Below are 21,171 nucleotides of genomic sequence, written 5' to 3' on the forward strand. Positions count from 1 at the left end.
CGCGCGGTCTTGCGCGGGGTCTTTCGCGCACGGCGGGCATTTGCGCCGCGCTCGGCGCGGACTATAGCCGGTGGCGGCGGCTCCGGCGGCGGCGGCTCCGGCGGCGGCGGCTCCGGTGGCGGTGGCTCCGGCGGCGGTGGCTCCGGCGGCGGCGGTCACGGCGGCGGCGGTCACGGCGGCGGCGGTCACGGCGGCGGCGGTCACGGCGGCGGGTCCGGCGGCAAGGGCTGACGGCCGCGCGGCGGCCGGACTTGAGCCGCCTCGCCTCTCGGCCTTCGCCGAACGCGGTCCTTGGACCGATCGGTCGGCAGACTGCGGATACGGCCGGCACCGGCCGTATCCCCTTGCCGGTTCCTGGTCCTCCAGGCCTTCTGCAGCCAGTGCGACTGGTGCATCTCGCTTCCGTTACTGGAAGTCGACTATTCCGCCCTTCCATCGCAGTTGCGAAGGCCGGCCATCCTCTTGAACAGGCAAGTATTCTGGGCCGCGACCGGGCAGGTCCGGAGCCTGGATTTCCGGCAGCCTGACGGCCGCAGCGCCCCGGCTTTCGGTGGTCGAACCGCACAAGCGCTGAACATGCTACCGCGTCCAGCTCGCCGATAATGAGTTCGAACTAATCACAGACCTTCCTCATATACCATATCCGCTATAAATATTCCGCTTCCGAAGTCGCTGACTATACGGCGCTTCCAAAATAACCAGGTCCGTTCAACCGATGCGCCCGCTCTGCGCGGCTGCACCGGGCGTATTTCTTTGGTCGACGGGTCGCAATTCACGACCAACTGCGCCTCAGCGCGGACGGATAATCCCTCGAACCCAGCTTTGGGAGGACGTCATGCCGGTGAACAACAACGACACCTACAACGTCAACCAAGCCAACGGCCTGAACGATTCCGACATCGACCTCAACGTCGCAACGGTCACCCAGCTCGGCATCGGCAACTTCGCCGGCGCCATCCAGGGCGTGAACAGCGGCGGCAACACACAGGGCAACGCCTCGGCGATCTTTGACACGGGAGGGACCGGCGGCCTGCTGAACGACAATGACGACTATCAGGTCGGCCAGCAGAACCTGATGAACGACGCTGACGGGAATCTCAACCTCGCCAATATCGGGCAGGCAGGCTTCGTGAACTTCGCCGGAGTTCATCAACACACGACGAGCGGCAACAACGATCAGACGAACATCTCGAGCATCGAGGACAGCGGCGGAGGATTCGGTTTCCTGAACAACAACGATGACTATCACGTCAACCAGTTCAACGGCCTGCTCGACAGCGACCAGAACATCAATGCCGCGCAGATCGGGCAGATCGGCCTCGCCAATCTGGCCGGGGTCGCCCAAGACACCGACAGCGGCGGCAACACCCAGAACAACACCTCCACCATCGACGACGGCGGCCTGTATCTGGGGGCGTTCAACGGCAATGATTCCTATCATGTCGGGCAGCAGAACAACCTGTTCGACCAGGATGCCAACGGCAATGGCGCCGGCATATACCAGTTCGGCATTCACAACTTCGCCGGCGTCCTGCAGAGCATCGACAGCGGTGGCAACAGTCAGGGCAACAGCTCGACGATCGCCGACTACGGCGGCGGCTTCGGGTTCGGCAACGGCAATGACACCTATGCGGTGAACCAGTTCAACGGTCTGCTCGACAGCGACCACAACACCAGCATCGGGCTGATCGGTCAGGCAGGCATCGGCAACATCGCCGGCGTCGACCAGGTGACGTGGAGCGGCGGCAACGACCAGAGCAACACGTCGAACATCGCTGACCTCGGCTTCGGCTGGGGCGTCGCGAGCAACAACGATCACTACACGGTCGGCCAGTCGAACATCATGTTCGACAACGACATCAACACGAATGTCGGCATCGTGGCGCAGCTCGGCGTCGGCAACTCGGCCTTCATCGACCAGGACATCTGGAGCGGCGGCAACAGCCAGAGCAACTCCTCCACGATCTACGACACGGGAGGCTCCGGCTTCTTCAGCAACAACGACACCTATGACGTGACGCAGGCAAACTACCTGAACGACCAGGACGCCAACGCCAACGCCTCCGTCGCCGCCCAGGTCGGTCTCGGCAACTTCGCCGGCTTCATCCAGGACATCGACAGCGGCGGCAACACGCAAGGCAACGTCAGCACCATTACCGATCTCGGCGCCTGACCTGGCACGCCGACTCCGGCGGATGGCGCCCATCCGCCGGCGTTCGGTGAGGCGCGATCGCCAGATCGCGCAGCACGGAGCGGACCCGCCGCACGGCGGGCCCGCCCTTCTCGGATAAGGGCCGAGCCATGCCACACGATCGCCTGTCCGAACTCCTCTGGAATTACCTTCGTGTGCACGAGCGCAGTCCCGCGATGACGAAGGCGACGGACGACGGCGCCGCCCACAGGACGTCGACAGAGGCGGAAATCGTCCAGATCGGCCCCGATCCGAGCAGCAAGCCGGCGACCGCAGAGGACGGACCGACAGGCCCGGAACCGCTCGCGATCGAGACCCAGCCCTTCCTCGACGGCTTGCACCTTCTGCCCGGATCGCCCGACCTTCCCGCGCCGGGTTTCTTCCAGGTCTCGGCAGGCCGGGAACTGGCGCAGCCGATCGCGAGCGCCACGCATCCCGCCCCCGGCGCGGGCTCCTCTCCGCCTCATCTCGTGCCCTCGCAGGGGCGGGGCGAACACGGAAGGGAAAATGACGGCTGGGAGAGAGGGATCAACGCCCCCGCCCCCCAGGGGCAGTCGCCCGCCGCCCTGGGCGCCGGCGATCAGGTGACATCGCATGGCCCCGCGCCCATCTCGCAGGTGATCCAAAGCGGCGGCAACCTGCAGCTCAATGAACTGATCATCCAGCTGGCGCCCCATCTCGACGGAGCCGCCCTCGGCAACACGACCATGCCGGCCGCCGACGTCCAGGCGCTGTCCGCCGACCTCTGGACGCTGGCCGAGCCGGGACACACGCCGGGATTGGAGATCGACAGGATCGCCGGCGACTACGCGTCCATCGTAGACGTCTCGCAGTCGAACATCATGTTCGACGAAGACCAGAACCTGCAGGCGGCCCTCGCGTTCCTCGATCCCGCTGATGCCGCGCTCCTCGGCCAGGCAACGGTCAGCGGCTCCAACAGCCTCGTCAATGAGGCCATCCTGCACACCGGGATGCAATACGACATCATCGCAGTGATGGGCAATTACTACGAATACAATATAATCATACAGATAAACCTAATCATTGACCAGGATCTGAACGCACTGCTCCTCACCGGGGACGGCGAGCCCGGCTCAGGCTCGGCCGAAGGGGGGCAGGGCCTCGCCTCCGGCGGCAACGTCCAGTCGAACGACGCCGCCATCGTCGACAGCAACAGCGGCGGCGGCCTCCAGCTCGTCGGCGGGCAGTACAGCGAGGTGTTCCTGGCGTCGCAGACATCGCTGATCCGCGACGGGGATCTCAACAGCATCCTCGCAGATCTCGGACCGCAGAGCCTCTTCGCCACGATGAATGCCAGTTTCGTGACGAGCGGCGGCAACACACAGACGAACCGCGGCCGCTTCGGGAGCGAAGAGGTCGCCCCGGGCGAGCCGCAGGTCGATCTCGCCAAGGGCCTCGGGCGGGGCGCCGTTCTCGAGATGCAGGACAACCTCGGGCGGCCGCTGCGCGCCCTCTTCGTCGACGGCGACTATTACGACGTCAACATGATCGTCCAGATCAACATCCTGAAGGACGGCGACATCAACGCGGCACGCGCGCAAGGGGGCGGCCGCTCACCGCACGCCCACGGTGACGGCCTTTCAGCCGACGGCTTTGTGACCCTCGACTTCGATCAGCTCGTGGATACCGGCCACAACGCGACCGCCAATCACGCCGTGATCATCGACGACAACGGCGGCTTCCAGTTGATGATCGTGGGCGGCAACTACGTCGAGACCAACGTCATTCATCAGGAGAACATCCTGGTGGATGGTGATGCGAACGTTGCCGAGGCCGCGCGGGCTCACCGGCCGGCTCCGGCCGGCGACGAGATCGACCAGGCGGCGCTGCACCATCACGCCAACGACTTGCTGCACACCCTCTCCGGTTGACGAGACGCCGGAGGGCCGACGCCGCGCGGAGAATTCGCGACCAACAGGAGAGGAACGGCCCGGCATGCCGTACGACTGCGCGAGGAATGGCGACATGTACGACGGTCCGACCTCGGAGCTGGCACCGGCCCGCCCGGATGCAAGCCGCCGGCGCCCCGAATTGCCGCCGCGCATGCCGGTGGCTGCCCGGCCGCCCCTCGAACCTGTCGCGCCGGACGAAGCCGGCCCGCCCCCGCCCTCCGGCCCGCATCACGCCGCCGAAACGGAGGGGCAATCGCTCGCCTTCGACCTGCCGGGCCGGCGCGGCGGCGGCGACGAGATCGTTCCGCCGCGTCCGAAGCCAACTGGCGACTCCCGGCCCCGCCGGCCGCAACGTCCGGGACTGGAGAGCCTGCGCGCGGCCCTGCGCGTGTGCAGCCAGGGCCTCTTCCACGTGGGCGCCTTCTCCATCGCCATCAACCTGCTGATGCTGACGGTGCCGCTCTATCTCTTCCAGATATCCGACCGCGTTCTCACGAGCCGCAGCACCGACACCCTCCTGATGCTCTCGCTCATCGCGGTCGGTGCCCTGACGCTGCTGTGCGTTCTCGATGCGCTGCGCCGCTTCGTGCTCACGCGCGTCGCCATGCAGACGGAAGCCCTGCTCGGCGCTCCGGTGATGACGGCGGCCCTTCGCTCGGCGGACGTGAGCGCCACGCGCGACATCCAGGCACTGCGCGACCTGCAGCAGGTCCGCTCCTTTGTCACCGGGCCGGTTGTGCTCATCCTGTTCGACGCGCCGATGGCCCCGCTCTACTTCGCCGCCGTCTTCTTCATCCATCCGACGCTCGGCTTCATCGCCCTCGTCGCGGGCGCCATCCTGCTCTTCATCGCCTGGGTCAACGAGGAGATGACAGCCAAGGACTACGGCGTCGCCAGCAACCATGCCATGAGGGCGACCGTGCAGGCGGCGGCGCAGGCGCGCAACGCCCAGATCATCAGCGCCATGGGCATGCTGGAGGAGGCGATCCAGCTCTGGGGCCGGGAGAACGCCGCGTCGATGCGAGCACAGGTTCTCGCCAGCGATCGCAACATCTATCTTGCAGGCCTGTCCCGCTATCTGCGCCTCCTCACACAGATCGCGATCCTCGGCACGGGAGCATATCTCGCGCTGGAGGCCCAGGTGACCGGCGGCATGATGATCGCCTCCTCGCTCATTGCCAGCCGGGCGCTCGCACCGGCGGAAGGCGCGATCGAAGGTTGGCGCAGCTTCGTGCAGGCCAAGACGTCCTACGACCGCATCAAGACCCTCCTCAACAGCCCGGTCCTTGAGCAGGAGCGCCTCATCCTGCCGAAGCCGGAGGGACGGCTGACGGTCGAGAGGTTGCTTTACATCCCCCCGGGCACGAAACGCACGGTGCTCAACGGCGTCACCTTCTCGCTCGCCCCCGGCGACTCGCTCGCCGTCATCGGGCCCTCCGGCGGCGGCAAGTCGACGCTTGCCCGCATGCTCGTCGGATGCATCCTCCCGACCGCCGGTCACGTCCGCCTTGACTACATGGACCTGCGCAACTGGGACCGCCGCCAGCTCGGCGAGAGTATCGGCTATCTGCCGCAGGACATCGAGCTCTTCCCCGGCACCATCAAGGCCAACATCGCCCGCATGCGGGAGGACGCCACGGACGAGAGCATCGCCCGAGCCGCGGCCCTCGCCGGCGTGCATGAGATGATCTCGCAGTTCACGGACGGCTACGAGACGGAGATCGCCGTCGACGGCAGCCCCCTGTCCGGCGGCCAGAAGCAGCAGATCGCACTCGCGCGGGCCTTCTTCGGCGACCCGCGCCTCATCGTCCTCGACGAACCGAACGCCAATCTCGACACCGTCGGTGAGCGGGCCCTGGCCACAGCCCTCGCTCGCGCGCGGGCGCAGGGCATAACCGTCGTACTCGTGACGCAACGTCCGGCCGTCCTGCAGAGCGTCGACAAGATCCTGGTGCTCCGGCAAGGCGTCGTCGCTGCCTTCGGCGAGCGCGAGCAGATCCTGCCGCGCCTGACGGGACAGCGCGAGGACGAACTCGGGATCGGCACGGCGAGCCGCGCCCGCTCTCCCGCGACGACACCGGGGGGCCTTTGAGACGACAGGGGAAGACTGGCGGAACACAGGCGGGGGCAGTGCCTGTCGCACCCGCGACGCAACGCCGGAGACAGGGCATGGACAAGGCGCTCATCATCGGCGGCGAATGGTATGCCGACGTGCCGCGCAGCACGCGCGTCCCGGTTGCCATTGGCCTGTTCGCGCTCGTCTTCGGTCTGGCCGGCTTCGGCATATGGGCAAGCCTTGCCCCCATCGACGGCGCCGTGGTGGCGCCGGGCACCTTCGTCGCGACGGGGCAGAACAAGATCATCCAGCACCTCGAGGGTGGCATCATCAGCGAGATCCTCGTGCGCGAGGGCGACGTGGTCGAACCCGGCGCCCCGCTCGTCCGCCTCGACCCGACGGATCCCCAGGCCAACCTGCGCCGCCTGTCCCTGCGCAACGACCGCCTCATGGCCATGCAGGCCCGCCTGCGCAGCGAGATCGACGGCAGGACGGACGTCGTCTTCCCCGCCGGCCTCGTCGGCAGGGCGGCCGACGGCGAGGTGGCGGCGATCATCGCCGGCCAGCGCGACGAATTCGTGGCCCGCCGGGAGCGCGCCCTGAGCGAGGTTGCGATCCTGGAACAGGGGATCGCCGCGCTGCGCGAGGGTATCGCGGGCAGTCAGGCGCAGCTCAGAGCCGTTGGCCTGCAGCTCGAGCTCGTGGAGCAGGAACTCGCCGGCAAGCTCGAGCTCCTGAAGAAGGGCTACGTACGCAAGCCCGACGTACTTGCCCTCGAGCGCGCCAGGGCCGGCCTCGAAGGCCAGATCGGCCAGCTCACGGCCGCCATCAGCGATGCCAAGGAACGCATCGCGCGCGAGCAGCAGAAGATCACGCACGTCAGGTCGCAGCTCGTGCAATCGGCCACGGAGCAGTTGCGCTCCACCGAGGCCGAGCTCGACGACGTCAGGGAACGGCTGCGCACGGCGGAGAACGTCCGCGGCCGCGTGTCGATCAATGCACCCGTGAAGGGCATCGTGGTCAAGATGATGGTCCACACGCCGGGCGGCGTCATCGCACCGGGCAAGGACATCCTCGAACTGCTGCCCATCAACGACGAGCTCATTATCGAGGCGCGTGTGCGGCCCCAGGACATCGACCGCCTGCACCAAGGCCAGGACGCGCTCGTGCGCCTGACCGCTCTGAACCAGCGCGTGACGCCCATGCTGCCCGGCCGCCTCGTCTACGTATCGGCGGACGCCCTGCCGGACGACAGGGCCGGTCGCGCGGCACCGACGAGCGCCTATGTGGCGCGCATCGCGCTCGACAAGGCCGAGGCCGCGAAACTCCCCGGCTTCCGCGCCACGCCCGGCATGCCCGCCGAGATCTTCATCAGGACGGGCGAACGCACCTTCTTCTCCTATCTGCTCAAGCCACTGGTGGACAGCTTCACCCGCGCATTCAGGGAACGCTGACCCCATCCTCCGTCCCTTGCGCCCGCGCCGGCAGCAACGGCCGCTCGGCAGGTTCGGAGCGGCGCGCTAGACTGGGGACCTCCGGCAGCGGGGCGACTGTCAAGCAGGGCGCACAACCCAGGCGCGCCAACCATATCGAGATCAACCACAGATACAGATTATTAATTCACTTCATATACTCGCGTATAGCTAATGAGAGAGAATACAAAGCCAGAATAGATCAATCAGCATGATTGACTTTCTCGAACTGAACGATTTGATTCTATAGAACAATCAAACTTTAATCCCGATGAAACTCTTGTCCAGTAAATATATGTAAACAAATGTATTGCCCCCGGAAGTAACCATCGCACTTTCTTGCAATTTGTGAAAAATGCGTGTAAATTTGATCTCTCATGGGATGGCGATCTCGGCTGCATGAATTGCGGCCGTTTTACCCATGACACAAGGAGAACGGGCAGGCCTCTGAAAGACGGGGAGTGCGTCATGCTGCCTTCGCTTGGGGCGGGACCGGACGGTCAATCCCATCATCGCGCCGCGCACGATGCCGGCGAGTCCAGAAGGACCGAAGTATTCCAGAGAACGGAGGCGATCGAGGCGGTTCCCTGCGCCCACCAGAACCTGGTGGGCGGCATCATCGACGTCTTCAGCCGCCTGTCCGGCTGCACCAGCAGCGTCGTCATCGAGACGAGCGGCGCCTCCTACGGCATCGTGCATATCGGCGGCGAGGCGGCGCCCGACATCACCGAGCATTGCCTGATGCGCCTGCGTTCCAGCGGCGCGAGCCTCGGTAGCGCGGCGGCATCTCGCGCCAATACCATGCTCATCCAGCGCGAACCCTTTCGCGACGGGCACCTGTTGACCGGTTCCATCCCCATTCTCGGGCACAATAACCGGCGGGCGCTGGTCAGCGTCCTGTTGCCCCAGATGCCGGGCTCCCTCGGCGCCGATCGCGAGGAAGTGTCCTTCACCGCTCTCCTGCACAGCGTGAGCGAGGCACTCGCCGTGCGCGACCGGCCGGAGGTCTCGCACCTCGACTGGGTGCGCTCGGGTGTCGTCGACCGCTGCGTGCCGTGGGGCTACGTCGTCGTCGACGACGAGGCCAATGTGCTCTTCTCCAACCATCGGGCGCAGAGTGCGCTGGCCCAGGGCGGCGGCATCGAGATCCGTTCCGGCCGCCTGAGGGCTGCGCGGTCGTCCGTCGATCGGGTCCTGCATTCGATCATCGCCAATGTGGCGCACGAAGGCGACGACGGCGGAGCTGTCAACGAGGTTGCGCGCGTGCTCGGCGTTCCCGGCACGGATGGCGAGAGTCGCTACGCGCTCAAGATCGCACCCTGTGACCGCTGCAGCGATCTCGACGTGCCGACGGCCTATGTCTTCATCATCGACCTGCGCGCCGAGCTGAAGGCGAGCCATTCCGACCTCGCCATCCTCTTCTCCCTGACCGAGAAGGAATCCCAGTTCGCCGAGCTGTTCTGCCAGGGGCACAAGCTCAGCGAGATCGCGGAGATGATGGGCATCGCCGTCAACACGGCGCGCGTCCATCTGCACAACCTCTTCAAGAAGACGCGCACGACGAGCCAGGTCGAGCTCGCCTGGAAGCTCGCGCGCGTCCTGTGACGCGATGGGCCCACGGCGCGGTGCTTCGGTGCCGCCCGCCGCTCCGCCCGCATTCCCGCCTCACACCGATCGTGCGGGTGAATGCCCGGTCGGCGCGCCGTGAAGGCCCTGCCACGAGGGGCGCACAATGGACGTTCCGGAGGTGAATCCGGCAACCGGGGGAGGTGTCCATCGCCAGCGGGGCGACCGGGTGCCCCACCCGACCGTGACACACACGGGATGGCGATCGCGCGGGAGAGTCGGGTGGGGCGGCGGGTACCGTAACGGAATACCCGCAGGCGGATTTGGCCAGACTTCGCCGCGCTTGTCCACTGCCAACCGGCTGCCACCGGCCGCGACATTGCGGACCATTCACGTGCCAGTGATCGGTCGCACGCGCCCGGCCGCTGTCGCACCGTCGCGGACAGGCGAATTCGTTGCAGATCGTCAGATCGCGGCCCCCGCGACGCGGGGGGCGCGACATTCCGGCGCGGCATCGCGCCGGGCGACACCCGGTCGAGGGCGATGATGCCTGCGCCCGACCAAGCCCCCCCTCGCCCGCAGACCGCGGCGCCCGCCTTGCCGGCATCGGCCGCGCGGCAGTGGATAAACCTGACGGCGCTCGCCGTCGTGCTCCTGACCCTCGTCGCGCTGAAAGCGGCGCAATGGGCGGATCCGCTCAAGGGCCTCCTCATCCTCCTCGTCGCCATGGCATTGCCCATCATCGGGCTCGAAGCCTGGTGCACACGCCATTCCGGGGCGGGCGCCGTCGGGCCGCAGGCCCGCCGCCGCGATGACCCCGACCGCCCCGCGCGTGTCGCGATCAAGCTCGTCGGCCTCCTCGCCACCTATGCCGCGATCGGCTTCGCCTATTGGCTCCTCCCCCTCTATCGCGACGGACAGGCGGTCGTACTCATCACCTTCGTGCAGATGATCGCGCCGCCCGCGGTTCTGGTTGCGCCGCTCTACGTCTGGGTCGCGGACCGGCGCCTCGGCGAGCCCCGTGACGGCTGCTACATGGCGGGCCTCGCGGCACTCGGCCGCTGGCCCGAGGTGAACCGCGATATCCTGCGCCAATATGCGCTCGGCTGGCTGGTGAAGGCCTTCTTCCTGCCCATCATGATCGCCTCGGCGCACGAGGACCTGCGCTGGTTCCTCGCCCTCGACATCGGCGGGTTCCTGAGAGGCTACGACTTCGGCTGGTACGAGTTCGCGTACCGCTTCCTCTATTTCATCGAAGTGTTCTGGGCGGCCGCGGGCTATCTCATGACCCTGCGCCTCGTCGGCGGCCACATCCGCTCGGCCGAGCCCACGCTCCTCGGCTGGGTGGTCTGCCTTGCCTGCTACGCGCCCTTCTGGGGCCTGCTCTCGCGCTCCTACTTCGCCTATGACGCCGGGTATCCCTGGGGCCTGTGGCTGGCGGACGCGCCTGTGGTCAAGCATGTGTGGGGCGTGGCCATCCTCTTGCTCCTTGCGGTCTATGCCTGGTCGACGATCGCCTTCGGCATTCGCTTCTCCAACCTGACGCACCGTGGCATCCTGACCAACGGGCCCTACCGGTGGACGAAGCACCCGGCCTACATCAGCAAGAACCTGACCTGGTGGCTGATCGCCGTGCCCTTCGCCGCGCAGGGCGGGACTGCCGAGGCGCTGCGCCAGTGCCTCATGCTCCTCGGCGTCAACGCCATCTATTTCATGCGCGCCAGGACCGAGGAACGGCACCTCGCGCGCGATCCCGACTACCGCGCCTATGCGGCGTGGATCGCCGAGCATGGGCTCTTCGCCCGGGCGCGGCGCCTCCTCGCCGAGATGCTCGGCCGGCGCATGGCGGTGGGGTCGCCCGCCGAGGTGCGCGAGGTGAGCTTTGTTCCCTCGCGGCGACGCGAGGGCTGACGGCCGGCCCCCGCTCAGTCCTTGCGCCCGCCGACCGAGGGGCTGAAGACCATCAGGCTCAGGATCTCGAAGAGCATCTGCGCGCCTGCATGCGCCGTGTTGGTGGTCGCGTCGTACTGCGGCGCGACCTCCACCACGTCGCCGCCGATGATGTCGAGCCCCTTGAGCCCGCGCAGGATCGCCAGCGCCTCGCGCGTCGTCAGCCCGCCGACCTCCGGCGTGCCGGTGCCGGGGGCGAAGGCGGGGTCGAGGCTGTCGATGTCGAAGGAGAGATAGACGGGCCCCTCGCCCACGACCTCGCGCGCCTTGGCGACGATCGTCTCGATACCCATGCGTCCGATCTCCTCGGCGTGGATCACCGTCATGCCGGAATCGTAGGAGAACTCCCACAGATATTCGGCCGAACCGCGAATGCCGATCTGGATCGTCCGCTTCGGATCGAGCACGCCGTCAAGCACCGCGTTGCGGAAGGGGCCGCCGTGGTGGAACTTCGACAGGTCGAACTCCCCGCCCGTATCGCAATGGGCGTCGATGTGGACCATGCCGACCGGCCGCTTCTTGCCCACGGCCTTGAGGATCGGATGCGTCACGGAATGGTCGCCGCCAACCGCCAGCGTGGCGATGCCCGCCTCGATGAGGCGTCCGAAGAAGGTCTCGATGTCGGCATGGCTCGTCTCGAGGTTGAAGCGGCTGCGGAAGGGCACGTCCCCCACGTCCGCCGCGCGCAGGTCCGCCAGGGGCATGCAGTCGAGCACGTGGTTGTAGGGCCCGATGCGCTCGATCGTCCGCACGGCCCGCGGGCCGAAGCGCGAGCCGTTGCGGTTCGTCACCCCGAGGTCCATCGGCACGCCGACGAGGGCGACCTGCAGGTCGCCGAAATCCGTGCCCTCGGCCGGCGCCGGCACATAGGGCGCGGCGAGGAAGGTCGGGATGCCCGCATAGGGCGAGACGCGCGTGCCGCGGGCGTTGAAGATCTTCTCCGCCACGCGCTTGAAGCGCGGATCGAACATCTCGCCGCCGTGGACACTGCCGTACTTGCGACGCAGGCGTTCGAGGTTCTCGCTGTCCATCGGCTTTCGTCTCCTTGACCGCTCGCGGGACCTGTCCGACGGCGGTCCCTGCGGCCACGATAACCGAGGCGCCGGCGCGCGCCAGCCCCGCCGGGCGCTCGCGGGCCGCATGGCGGGCGTGCCCTCACGGCAATTGCCTGCTAATCATCCGCTCGCCGTGCCGCGCGCACGGTCCCAGCCCTTGTCTCCGTCACAGAGCCTGCCCATGCCCGGGATCAATCCCCTTCTTGTCGACACCTGCAGCCCCCCGATCCCGGAAGCGCAGGGCTGGGCGCGCCGCTACGCGGGCGCGCACGGGCCCTTCGTCGACCTGTCCCAGGCCGTCCCCGGCTACCCGCCGCACGAGGGCATCCTCGCCCGCCTCGCCGAGGCGGCCGGCAGCCCGCGTTATGCCGGCTACGGCGCCATCCTCGGTGATCTTGCCCTGCGTGAGGCCTATGCGGAACATCTCGGCGAGCTCTACGGCGGCGCGTTGCGCGCGGCCGAGGTCGCCATCACCGCCGGCTGCAATCAGGCCTTCTTCGTCACGATGCTCGCCCTTGCCGGGGCGGGCGACGCCGTCATGCTGCCGACGCCGTGGTATTTCAACCACAAGATGACGCTCGACATGCTCGGCATCGAGGCCCGCCCCCTGCCCTGCGCCGCCGAGAGCGGTTTCGTGCCCGATCCCGACATCGCCGAGGGACTGGTCGACGAGCGGGTGAAGGCGATCGTGCTCGTGACCCCCAACGACCCGACGGGTGCGGTCTATTCGCCCGAAGTCATCGCCCGCTTCCAGGCCCTGTGCCGCAAGCGCGGCCGCTGGCTCGTCATCGACGAGACCTACCGCGACTTCCTCGCCTCCGGCGTGGAGCCGGCGCATCGCCTCTTCGCCGATCCGCACTGGGGCGACAGCCTCATCGAGCTCTACAGCTTCTCCAAGGCCTATTGCGTGCCCGGCCATCGCCTCGGCGCCATTACGGCCGCTGCACCGGTGATCGAGGAGATCGCCAAGGTCATGGACTGCGTGCAGATCTGCGCGGCGCGCCCCGGCCAGGCGGCGCTCGCCTGGGCCGTGCCCGCGCTGCGCGACTGGCGCGCCCACAACCGCGCCGAGATCGGTCGCCGGGTGGCCGCCTTCCGCGCCGCCCTCGCGCCCGTGCCGGGCTGGCGCATCGATTCCATCGGCGCCTATTTCGCCTATCTGCGCCACCCCTTCCCGGACGCGACCGCGCGCGAGGTGGCGGAAAGGCTCGTCGTCGAGCGCGGTGTGCTGGCGCTTCCCGGCAGCTACTTCGGCGAGGGGCAGGACGGGCACCTGCGCGTCGCCTTCGCCAATGTGGACGCGGTCGCCATCGGCACACTCGCGGCCCGTCTCGACGGATTCGCGCCCTGATCGGCCTGCGCGCCGCTGCGCCGCCCCCGTCCTCGAAGCATCTGCGCCCGCTGGCGGAGGCAACTGCAGCACCTCCGCCGGCACGACGGCAGAACCGCAGCCCCTGCGCCCGCCGCGGCGGCATAATTCCTCCAACGCCAGCCGGCCCGAGCCTGTGGGAGGAATCATGTCATCGAGCGACTTCATCGCGCGCGAAGATCGCTTCGGAGCGCGGAACTACGCGCCCCTGCCGGTGGTGCTCGCACGCGGCGAGGGGGCCTATCTGTGGGACGTGGAGGGACGGCGCTATCTCGACATGATGGGCGCCTATTCCGCCGTCAGCCACGGCCACATGCACCCGCGCATCGTCGCGGCGGCCAAGGCGCAGCTCGCGCGCGTCGGCGTCGTCTCGCGCGCCTATTATTCCGACCGTCTCGGCAGCTTCCTCGAAAAGCTCTGCGCCCTCTCCGGGCTCGACCGCTGCCTGCCCATGAACACGGGTGCCGAAGCGGTGGAGACCGCCATCAAGGCCGCCCGCCGCTGGAGCCACCGGGTGAAGGGCATCCCGGAGGGCAAGGCGGAGATCATCGTGGCCGAGGGCAATTTCCACGGCCGCACCACCACCATCGTCGGCTTCTCGAGCGAGCCGTCCTACCGCGAGGGCTTCGGACCCTTCGCCCCGGGCTTCGTCACGGTGCCCTTCGGCGACGCCGCCGCGATGGCCGCAGCCGTCACGGCCCATACGGCGGCCATCCTCGTCGAGCCCATCCAGGGCGAGGCCGGCATCCGCGTGCCGCCCGCGGGCTACCTCGGCGAGCTGCGCGCCATCTGCGACCGCAACAACGTGCTCCTCATCCTCGACGAGATCCAGTCGGGCCTCGGGCGCACGGGCCGCATGTTCTGCTTCGAGCACGAGGGCATCCGGCCGGACGGGCTCACCGTCGGCAAGGCGCTGGGCGGCGGCCTCCTGCCCGTCTCCGCCTTCCTTGCCCGCGCCGACGTCATGGCCGTCTTCGAGCCCGGCAGCCACGGCTCGACCTTCGGGGGCAATCCCCTCGCCGCCGCCGTGGCGGAAGCTGCGCTCGATACCCTCGTCGACGAGGCGCTCGTCGAGCGCAGCGCCGCCCTCGGCGAGACACTCCTCGCCCGCCTCGCCGCGGTCCGGCACGGCGCGATCCGCGACGTGCGCGGCAAGGGCCTGTGGGTGGGCGTCGAACTCGATCCTGCGCAGGCGCCGGCGCGCGAGGTCTGCCTCGCCATGATGCGCCGCGGCGTCCTGAGCAAGGAGACGCACGAGACGGTGGTGCGCTTCGCCCCGCCGCTCGTCGTTACGGAAGCGGAGATCGACCACGCGATCGACGTCTTCCAGGCTGCCTTGAGCGAGGTCGCGCCCCTGCACCGCGCCTCAGCCGCCTGACGCCGCCCGCGCCCATCACGATGAGACCCACGGAGCCATCCATGACGGCGATGACCGCTCACGTCGCCCCGCGTTCCCACCTCGGCAAGGCCGCCATCGGCACGGCACCCGACGCCCGCGGCACACGCATCGTCGCGGTGCAGGGCTGGACCTGCGACCGCACCAGCGGCGGCATGCGTGGCGCCGCCCTGCTCGCGCGCGCGGCCGAAAGGCGCTTCGGCCGGCCGGTCGATCTCGTCGGAGAGCCGCTGCCGCCGGCCGACCTGCCGTGGGACAGGGCACTCGCCCGCGCCCGCCCTGCGCTCGATGCGGCGCGGGAGGCGGTCGAGGCGGCGCTCGCCGCAGGAAGCCGGCCGCTCAACCTCCTCAACAAATGCGGCACCAGCATCGCCAGCCTGCCGCCGATCGTCCGCCACCATCCGGACGCCTGCCTCGTCTGGTGCGACGCTCACGGCGACTACAACACGCCCGAGATCACGCCGACGGGCTATCTCGGCGGCCTCGTCATCGCCGCGCTCTGCGGCCTGTGGGATTCGGGTTATGGCAACGGCCTGACGCCCGATCGCGTCATCCACGTCGGCGGGCGCGATCTCGACCCCGCCGAGCGGGACCTGATGCTCGCCCACGGCATCACCCTCGTCGAGGGCCGGCGCGACGCGCTCGACATCGACGCCGTGCGCCGGGCAGTGGGCGACCGGCCGGTCGTCTTCCACCTCGATTGCGACGTCATCGATCCCGGTTACCTGCCGGCCGAATACCGCGTGGCCGACGGCCTCACGCCCGCCGCTGCGAAGCGCCTCGCCCGCGCACTCGGCGAGCATCACGACATCGTCGCGGCCGAGATCACCGAGTTCGAGGCCCCCGAACTCGAACACATGGGACAGGGTGCCGTCGACACCATTCTCGACATCGTCGAGGCGCTCGGCATCATCGGGCGCTAGACCGCCACGGGCGCGGTCAACGCCCTCCACCCAAGGATCTGGGGCGTCACTTCCCCGCCGGCCGGGCGCCGGCCGGGCGCGTCCCGGCCAATCGCAACCGGTCAGGCGCGGCGCTCCTTCGCGCGTCATCCGCGGGACGCGCCCGGGGATGACGAGCGCAAGCGATCATCGAACGATCGACACCATCGTGCCGGGAGCACCGCTACCCGCCCGCGCCGGCAATCATCTCGCGCAAGGGATAGCCGTCGAAGAGCTTGGTCTGTTCGATGATCGGCACCGTCACGAATTTGGCGATGCCGATCTCGGCCTCGATGAGTTCGTCGGACAGTTGCCGCAACCTGTTCATGTCGGGCACCACGACCATGAGCAGATAGTCGAAGCGCCCGCTCACCTTGTAGCTCGCCACCACCTCCGGCTGCCGGGCGATCGCCTGGTCGAAGCGGCGGAAATCCGCCTGCCGGTGGTTTTCGAGCGTGATCTCGACGAAGGCCTTCAGTGTCGAGGCGATGCGATCGATGGCGACCTCGGCGAGATAGCGGCCGATCAGCCCTTCCTCCTCAAGTCGGCGCATGCGCGACAGGCAGGCGCTCGGCGAGAGGTTCACCCGTTCGGCGAGGTCCTGATTGGTGATGCGCGCATTCTTCTGCAGCTCTTCCAGGATGCGCAGATTGATGCGGTCGAGCTTCATCTCGGGCATGGGACCGACCTGTCGTCACCCCCGCCGCCTGAGCAGGGGCTCGAAGCGGCGAGGCCGCACCGATCGCCCGGCGCGGCCCCGCGAAAGCAGCCTGTTCGGAGCCCGGCTCCGGTGATCCTCACGCGCCGCGGCGCGCGGCCATGCTCCACAGGCCCGGCATGAGGGCCGCGCCCAGCGCCGTCTTGAGGAGCGTCGCCCAGTAGAAGGGAGCAACGCCGACGACCCAGGCCTTCTCGGCGCCGAAGAGCACGGCGAGCCAGGCAAAGCCCGCGACGAACACGGCAAGGTGGCCGAGCGCCATGGCGACGAACACGCGCCCGACCGAGCGGCCCCAGCCGTGCTCGGCGAGGAAGCCCGTGAGAGCCGCGCCGAGGACGAAGCCGATCAGATACCCGCCCGTCGGGCCGAGCATGTAGGGCACGCCGATGCCCTTCTCCGGCGTGCCGGCGAAGACGGGCAGGCCGAAAGCGCCCTCGACGAGATAGAGGGCGACGGTCGCCGTGCCGAGGCGCCAGCCGTAGGCAGCGCCGAGCATCAGGACGACCAGCGTCTGCATGGTCATCGGCACGGGATAGAAGGGCACCTGCACCTTGGCGGAAACGGTGAGCAGCAGCGTGCCGGCGAGCGCGAGCACGGCGGCGCGCAGGAGCTCCGCCGCCACGGCCGCCTGCCGCGGCCACAGCACACCCGCGAGTGTGGTCGAAAGGGAAGCGCTACGAACGGTGCCGTCCGGCATGGGGTCCTCTCCCTCGGCAGGGGGCGGCATCGCCCGCCGCCCTTGGAACGGATTCGTCCAGACCGGCTGGCAAATCCGCCCGGATGCAATAAGTGAGTGCGGAACCGGGCGGCGGACTCGCTTTTCATCCACCCGGTCCCGCGCTCCCGGCTCTATACGGGAGCGGCAACGCCCCCACAAGGCCGGCCGCCGGGCCGGGCGCCGCGATGGAGCGACCATGGCCGAGGACATCCCCTTCGAGCGCGACTTCGCCGCCGAGCCGGGCGCGGTCGTGGTGCTGACGCCCCTCGTGCGGCGCGTGCTCGTGCCGAATCCGGGTCCGTTCACCTATACGGGCACCTGCACCTACATCATCGGGCGCGGCACCGTGGCGATCCTTGATCCCGGCCCCGACGACGGAGCGCATGTCGCGGCCATCCTCGATGCCGTGCGCGGCGAGACGGTGAGCCATGTCGTCGTCACCCACACCCATCGCGACCACTCCCCCGCTGCGGGAGTGGTGAAGACGGCGACCGGCGCGATGATCGCCGGTTGTGCCCCGCACCACCCTGCCCGGCCCCTGGCGCTCGGCGAGATCAACCCGCTCGACGCGAGCGCCGACAGGGACTATGCGCCCGATCTCGTGCTCGACGACGGCGAGGCGGTGACCGGCCCGGGCTGGAGCCTCGCCGCCGTGGCAACGCCCGGCCACACGGCGAACCACCTCGCCTTTGCCCTTCCGGAGGAGAATGCCCTGTTTTCGGGCGACCACGTCATGGCCTGGTCGACCTCGATCGTCGCCCCGCCCGACGGCTCCATGGCGGACTACATGGCCTCCCTCGACAGGTTGCGCGGGCGCGGGGAGGCCGTCTATTGGCCCGGCCACGGCGGTCCGGTGCGCGAGCCACAGCGCTTCGTCCGCGCCCTCCTCGGCCATCGCCGCCAGCGCGAGGCGGCGATCCTCGCCCGCCTCGCCGCCGGCGACGAGACGATCGCGGCCATCGTGCCGAGGCTCTACGAGGGCCTCGCCCCGGCCCTGCATGGGGCTGCAGCCCTCTCCGTCTTCGCCCATCTCGAAGATCTGGTGGCGCGCGGCCTCGTCGTCGCCGACGGCCCGCCCGCGCTCGACGGGCGCTTCCGCCTCGCCTGACCGGGCGGCGGCCCGGCGCGAGGCTGGAACCCTTCCGGTTAGGCGGAGGCCGGTTCGGCCAGGCAGCCGACCGTCATGCCCGTCGAAACCGCGGCGCGGAACGCAGCTTCGGAGCATGACGGGCCGGGGCGATCCGAGAACCTCACTCTGCAGCCGCCTTGGCCGCCTCGAGCTCGATGACGTCGATCTCGGCCTTCGAGATGCAATCGACCGGAGCGTCCTTGACGTCGATGGGACCGAACTGGAAGCTGCCCTTGCCGCCCCAGTCCTTGGGATTGAGCGCCATCGTGCACTTGAACGGCCAGATAGCCGTGCCGATCGCCGGCGGCGGGACGCTGACGACGCCTTCACCGGTCAGCCCCACGAGGATCTTGTCCATCCCGAGCCCGGTATGATGGTAATGCCCCCTGACCGGGAAGGGGCGGAAGAGGTACGGTATGGGCTGCGTCACGCGCGCCACGCCGTGGACGTCGTCCGTCTGCTCGTCGAAGGTCAAGGCCAGATGCAGAAGCGGCGCACCCGGTACATTCTTGTAGCCGACCAACAGCAACTTGCTGAAAAGCTTCGATTTATTCGCGGTTCGGATCGTCGCGGACATAATCATCTCCCCTGAAAAGGCACTGGCTCTCAACGAGCGGCGGAATGGTAGCAAGGTAGCAAGGTAGCAAGGTATTGCAACCAGCAATTGAGTAAAATTAGATATTGCACGCTATGATTTTATGTCGGCGGGGCAAGGGCTTCGCCCAAGGACCTCCCTCACGCTTGCCGCCGAGCGAGGGCTCACGCTCATCCGGGGCGCCGCGGCCGAGGCTCGCCCGGAAGGGATCTGCTGCGGGACCTCTCCCGGTTCCGATGTTGCGCGCCCTCAGCGTGCCTCGGCCTGGGCCGAGACCTCCTCGAGGAAATCCGTGATCCGCGCGGCGTTCACGCCGAAATCATGCGCGCCGTACCGCGAGGCCGAGCGCACATCGATGCGCGTGCCCCCGACGCGCGGGCGCAGCCGGACCGTGATGTCGTCGGGAAAGCGCAGGATAAGGCTGCGGTCCACAGCGTCGAGCCGGCCGAGGCCGATGCGCCCGCCCGGCGGCGCGGCTTCCACGATCTCCCAGCCCATGACCTGCGCCGCCTTGCGCACCGCCTCAAAGGCCTCCTCCGGCGTCAGGTCGAGATGCAGCGGCGCGACGAGGGGATAGGCCTCGCGCTGCCGGCGCCGCGTGGCTGGCGCCACCTCGACCGGCACGTGGCCGCCGCGCGCGGCGAGCGCCGCGCGCGAGCGCGAGAAGGCCGGCGGCTCCTCGATATCGGTGCTGACGTCGTTGAGCTTCGGCAGGAGCACCGCCTTGAAGGCGAGGAACCCCGGCCAGGCGAGCACCGCGAGCGCGAGCACGAGCCCCTGCACGGCCCGGCCGAGCCCGCGCCGGCCTTCGAGCCAGATCATGGCGAAGGCGATCGCCGCAAGCCCGGCCGCGCCGAGTGCGAGAAGGAGCCCTGAGCCGAAGACGGCGAGCCCGGCCGTCATCTCGACGCGCTGCTGGCGTACCAGAAAGACACCGATGAGTGTAACGGCGAGCGCGAACCCGCCGATCCGGCGGCTCCAGACCGCGGCACGGGTGACGGGCTCTTCGAGGATCAGGCGGCGCATCACTTCGCTTTACAGATCGCCTTGAGCGACCGCCACTCCTCCTCGTCGAGGAGGGGCGCCCCGGTCGCGGCGGGTCTCCGCGTCGCGAGGGCCGCCATGCGCTCCTCGCTCATGGGGTGGCTCTGGAGGAAGGGGAGGCTGCTCGCCTTCTCCCCGGTGATCCGCAGCAGGAAGATGCCGAGCGGCTCGGCCGGGCGGCCGACGCCAGTCATCAGATCCGCGGCGAAACGGTCCGCCGCCCGCTCGGCATCGCGGGAATAGGCGCTGTCCACGAGCACCTGGCCGACGAGCACGAGCGCGCCGCTGCCGCTGATGTCTCCGAAAAGGAGCCCGAGCAGGAAGGAGCTGCCGCCCGTCTGGATGAGCTTGCGCAGCCCGTCCCGGCCGGCGACATGGCCCATCTCGTGGGCGAGCACCGCCCCCACCTCGTCCGCGTTCTCCGCCCGCTGCAGGAGACCGTCGAGCAGGTAGATCCGCCCGCCCGGCAGGGCGAAGGCGTTCGGCACCTGGGAGGGCAGCACCGCCACCTCGACCTCCATGGGCAGTGCCGCCCTGGCAGCGAGGCGGGCGACGAGGCGGTCGAGCGCCCACCGCCCGGGAGCCCCGGCGCAGGCCCGCGCGCCGAACAGCTCGCGCACCTGGCTGTCGACGGCCTGGCCCAGCCGCCGTTCGGCCCCGAGCGGAATGAGCGGCGCCAGCCGATCGGCTGCAAGCGGCACGAGATAGACGACGGTGAGAATGATCGAGGCGGCCGCCGCCAGCGAGACGGCGACGATCTTCGGCACGGCGCGCCCCGCCGCCCTCTCCTGCTCATCGAGGCGCGGACAGCGCCGCGCGACCTCGACGGCGTGCGGCCCGTCCGCAAGCTCGAGCCGCGCAAGCTCGGGCGCGGAGCCGCAGCGCAGGCGCAGGAGGCCCGGCGGCCCCTCGATGCGTCGGATCTCGGCATAGGGCCAGCGGGCGAGGGGCGCGCCGGCCTCGCTGATCATCACGGCGTCGGTGTCGAGCGCGAGCGTCACGTGGCGCCGCCTCGCCGTGGCGCCGTCGTAGAAGCCCGCGCGGGTTTCGCCGTCCAT

The 21,171-nt window shown here is 68.8% G+C and carries 17 protein-coding genes; 10 read left to right on the plus strand and 7 right to left on the minus strand.

The features are described from left to right. Window positions 1-204 (minus strand): hypothetical protein (locus tag QNA08_RS05650; RefSeq protein WP_283739716.1); only part of this gene is annotated, 204 nt, incomplete at its 3' end. 631 nt (window positions 205-835) lie between these two features. Between QNA08_RS05650 and QNA08_RS05655 the strand changes: the two genes are divergently transcribed. The 6 genes from QNA08_RS05655 to QNA08_RS05680 all read left to right on the plus strand — a co-directional run bounded on the left by QNA08_RS05655 (window position 836) and on the right by QNA08_RS05680 (window position 11,109). Continuing rightward, a complete protein-coding gene (locus tag QNA08_RS05655; RefSeq protein ID WP_283739717.1) occupies window positions 836-2,173 on the plus strand; it encodes a hypothetical protein in 1,338 nt (445 codons plus the stop codon). Window positions 2,174-2,367: 194 nt separating this feature from the next. Next, complete coding sequence (locus QNA08_RS05660) at window positions 2,368-4,083, plus strand: hypothetical protein (RefSeq protein ID WP_283739718.1); 1,716 nt, start codon at window positions 2,368-2,370, stop codon at window positions 4,081-4,083. A 94-nt stretch (window positions 4,084-4,177) separates the two neighbouring features. Then, complete coding sequence (locus tag QNA08_RS05665; protein WP_283739719.1) at window positions 4,178-6,196, plus strand: type I secretion system permease/ATPase; 2,019 nt, start codon at window positions 4,178-4,180, stop codon at window positions 6,194-6,196. A 77-nt stretch (window positions 6,197-6,273) separates the two neighbouring features. Continuing rightward, window positions 6,274-7,614, plus strand: a complete 1,341-nt coding sequence (locus QNA08_RS05670; protein WP_283739720.1) for an HlyD family type I secretion periplasmic adaptor subunit — start codon at window positions 6,274-6,276, stop codon at window positions 7,612-7,614. 486 nt (window positions 7,615-8,100) lie between these two features. Next, window positions 8,101-9,237 carry a helix-turn-helix transcriptional regulator gene (locus QNA08_RS05675; RefSeq protein ID WP_283739721.1) on the plus strand — a complete coding sequence of 379 codons (1,137 nt, stop codon included), beginning with the start codon at window positions 8,101-8,103 and terminating at the stop codon, window positions 9,235-9,237. A gap of 558 nt (window positions 9,238-9,795) precedes the next feature. Continuing rightward, window positions 9,796-11,109, plus strand: coding sequence for a methyltransferase family protein (locus tag QNA08_RS05680; RefSeq protein ID WP_283739722.1), 1,314 nt, complete (start codon window positions 9,796-9,798; stop codon window positions 11,107-11,109). A gap of 14 nt (window positions 11,110-11,123) precedes the next feature. On the opposite strand, the gene speB is transcribed toward QNA08_RS05680, so the two are convergent. Then, the gene (gene speB / locus QNA08_RS05685; protein ID WP_283739723.1) at window positions 11,124-12,179 is read right to left on the minus strand and encodes an agmatinase; all 1,056 of its coding nucleotides are present in this window, start codon (window positions 12,177-12,179) and stop codon (window positions 11,124-11,126) included. A gap of 205 nt (window positions 12,180-12,384) precedes the next feature. Between speB and QNA08_RS05690 the strand changes: the two genes are divergently transcribed. From QNA08_RS05690 to QNA08_RS05700, 3 genes are all read left to right on the plus strand, one after another. Continuing rightward, the gene (locus QNA08_RS05690) at window positions 12,385-13,554 is read left to right on the plus strand and encodes an aminotransferase (RefSeq protein ID WP_283739724.1); all 1,170 of its coding nucleotides are present in this window, start codon (window positions 12,385-12,387) and stop codon (window positions 13,552-13,554) included. 166 nt (window positions 13,555-13,720) lie between these two features. Next, a complete protein-coding gene (gene rocD, locus QNA08_RS05695; RefSeq protein WP_283739725.1) occupies window positions 13,721-14,950 on the plus strand; it encodes an ornithine--oxo-acid transaminase in 1,230 nt (409 codons plus the stop codon). A 41-nt stretch (window positions 14,951-14,991) separates the two neighbouring features. Further along, window positions 14,992-15,891 (plus strand): arginase family protein, encoded by a 900-nt coding sequence (locus QNA08_RS05700; RefSeq protein WP_283739726.1) that lies wholly within the window; start codon window positions 14,992-14,994, stop codon window positions 15,889-15,891. Between the two features lie 202 nt (window positions 15,892-16,093). Here the strand turns inward: QNA08_RS05700 and QNA08_RS05705 are convergent, their stop codons facing one another. Both QNA08_RS05705 and QNA08_RS05710 read right to left on the minus strand, forming a co-directional pair. Then, entirely contained in the window at window positions 16,094-16,588 is a 495-nt protein-coding gene (locus QNA08_RS05705) for an Lrp/AsnC family transcriptional regulator (RefSeq protein ID WP_283739727.1), read from the minus strand. A 118-nt stretch (window positions 16,589-16,706) separates the two neighbouring features. Further along, a complete protein-coding gene (locus QNA08_RS05710; RefSeq protein ID WP_283739728.1) occupies window positions 16,707-17,324 on the minus strand; it encodes a biotin transporter BioY in 618 nt (205 codons plus the stop codon). A 217-nt stretch (window positions 17,325-17,541) separates the two neighbouring features. On the opposite strand from QNA08_RS05710, the gene QNA08_RS05715 reads away from it, so the two are divergent. Beyond that, on the plus strand, window positions 17,542-18,453 hold the full coding sequence (locus QNA08_RS05715) for an MBL fold metallo-hydrolase (RefSeq protein ID WP_283739729.1): 912 nt from the start codon (window positions 17,542-17,544) through the stop codon (window positions 18,451-18,453). Between the two features lie 142 nt (window positions 18,454-18,595). Here the strand turns inward: QNA08_RS05715 and QNA08_RS05720 are convergent, their stop codons facing one another. The 3 genes from QNA08_RS05720 to QNA08_RS05730 all read right to left on the minus strand — a co-directional run bounded on the left by QNA08_RS05720 (window position 18,596) and on the right by QNA08_RS05730 (window position 21,171). After that, the gene (locus QNA08_RS05720; RefSeq protein WP_283739730.1) at window positions 18,596-19,051 is read right to left on the minus strand and encodes a DUF1842 domain-containing protein; all 456 of its coding nucleotides are present in this window, start codon (window positions 19,049-19,051) and stop codon (window positions 18,596-18,598) included. A 267-nt stretch (window positions 19,052-19,318) separates the two neighbouring features. Continuing rightward, on the minus strand, window positions 19,319-20,095 hold the full coding sequence (locus QNA08_RS05725) for a DUF1499 domain-containing protein (protein WP_283739731.1): 777 nt from the start codon (window positions 20,093-20,095) through the stop codon (window positions 19,319-19,321). After that, window positions 20,095-21,171, minus strand: a complete 1,077-nt coding sequence (locus tag QNA08_RS05730) for a M48 family metallopeptidase (RefSeq protein WP_283739732.1) — start codon at window positions 21,169-21,171, stop codon at window positions 20,095-20,097. Before QNA08_RS05730 ends, QNA08_RS05725 begins: the two co-directional genes overlap by 1 nt.

This window comes from Chelatococcus albus (genome assembly GCF_030067675.1).
GTDB lineage: Bacteria > Pseudomonadota > Alphaproteobacteria > Rhizobiales > Beijerinckiaceae > Chelatococcus_A > Chelatococcus_A albus.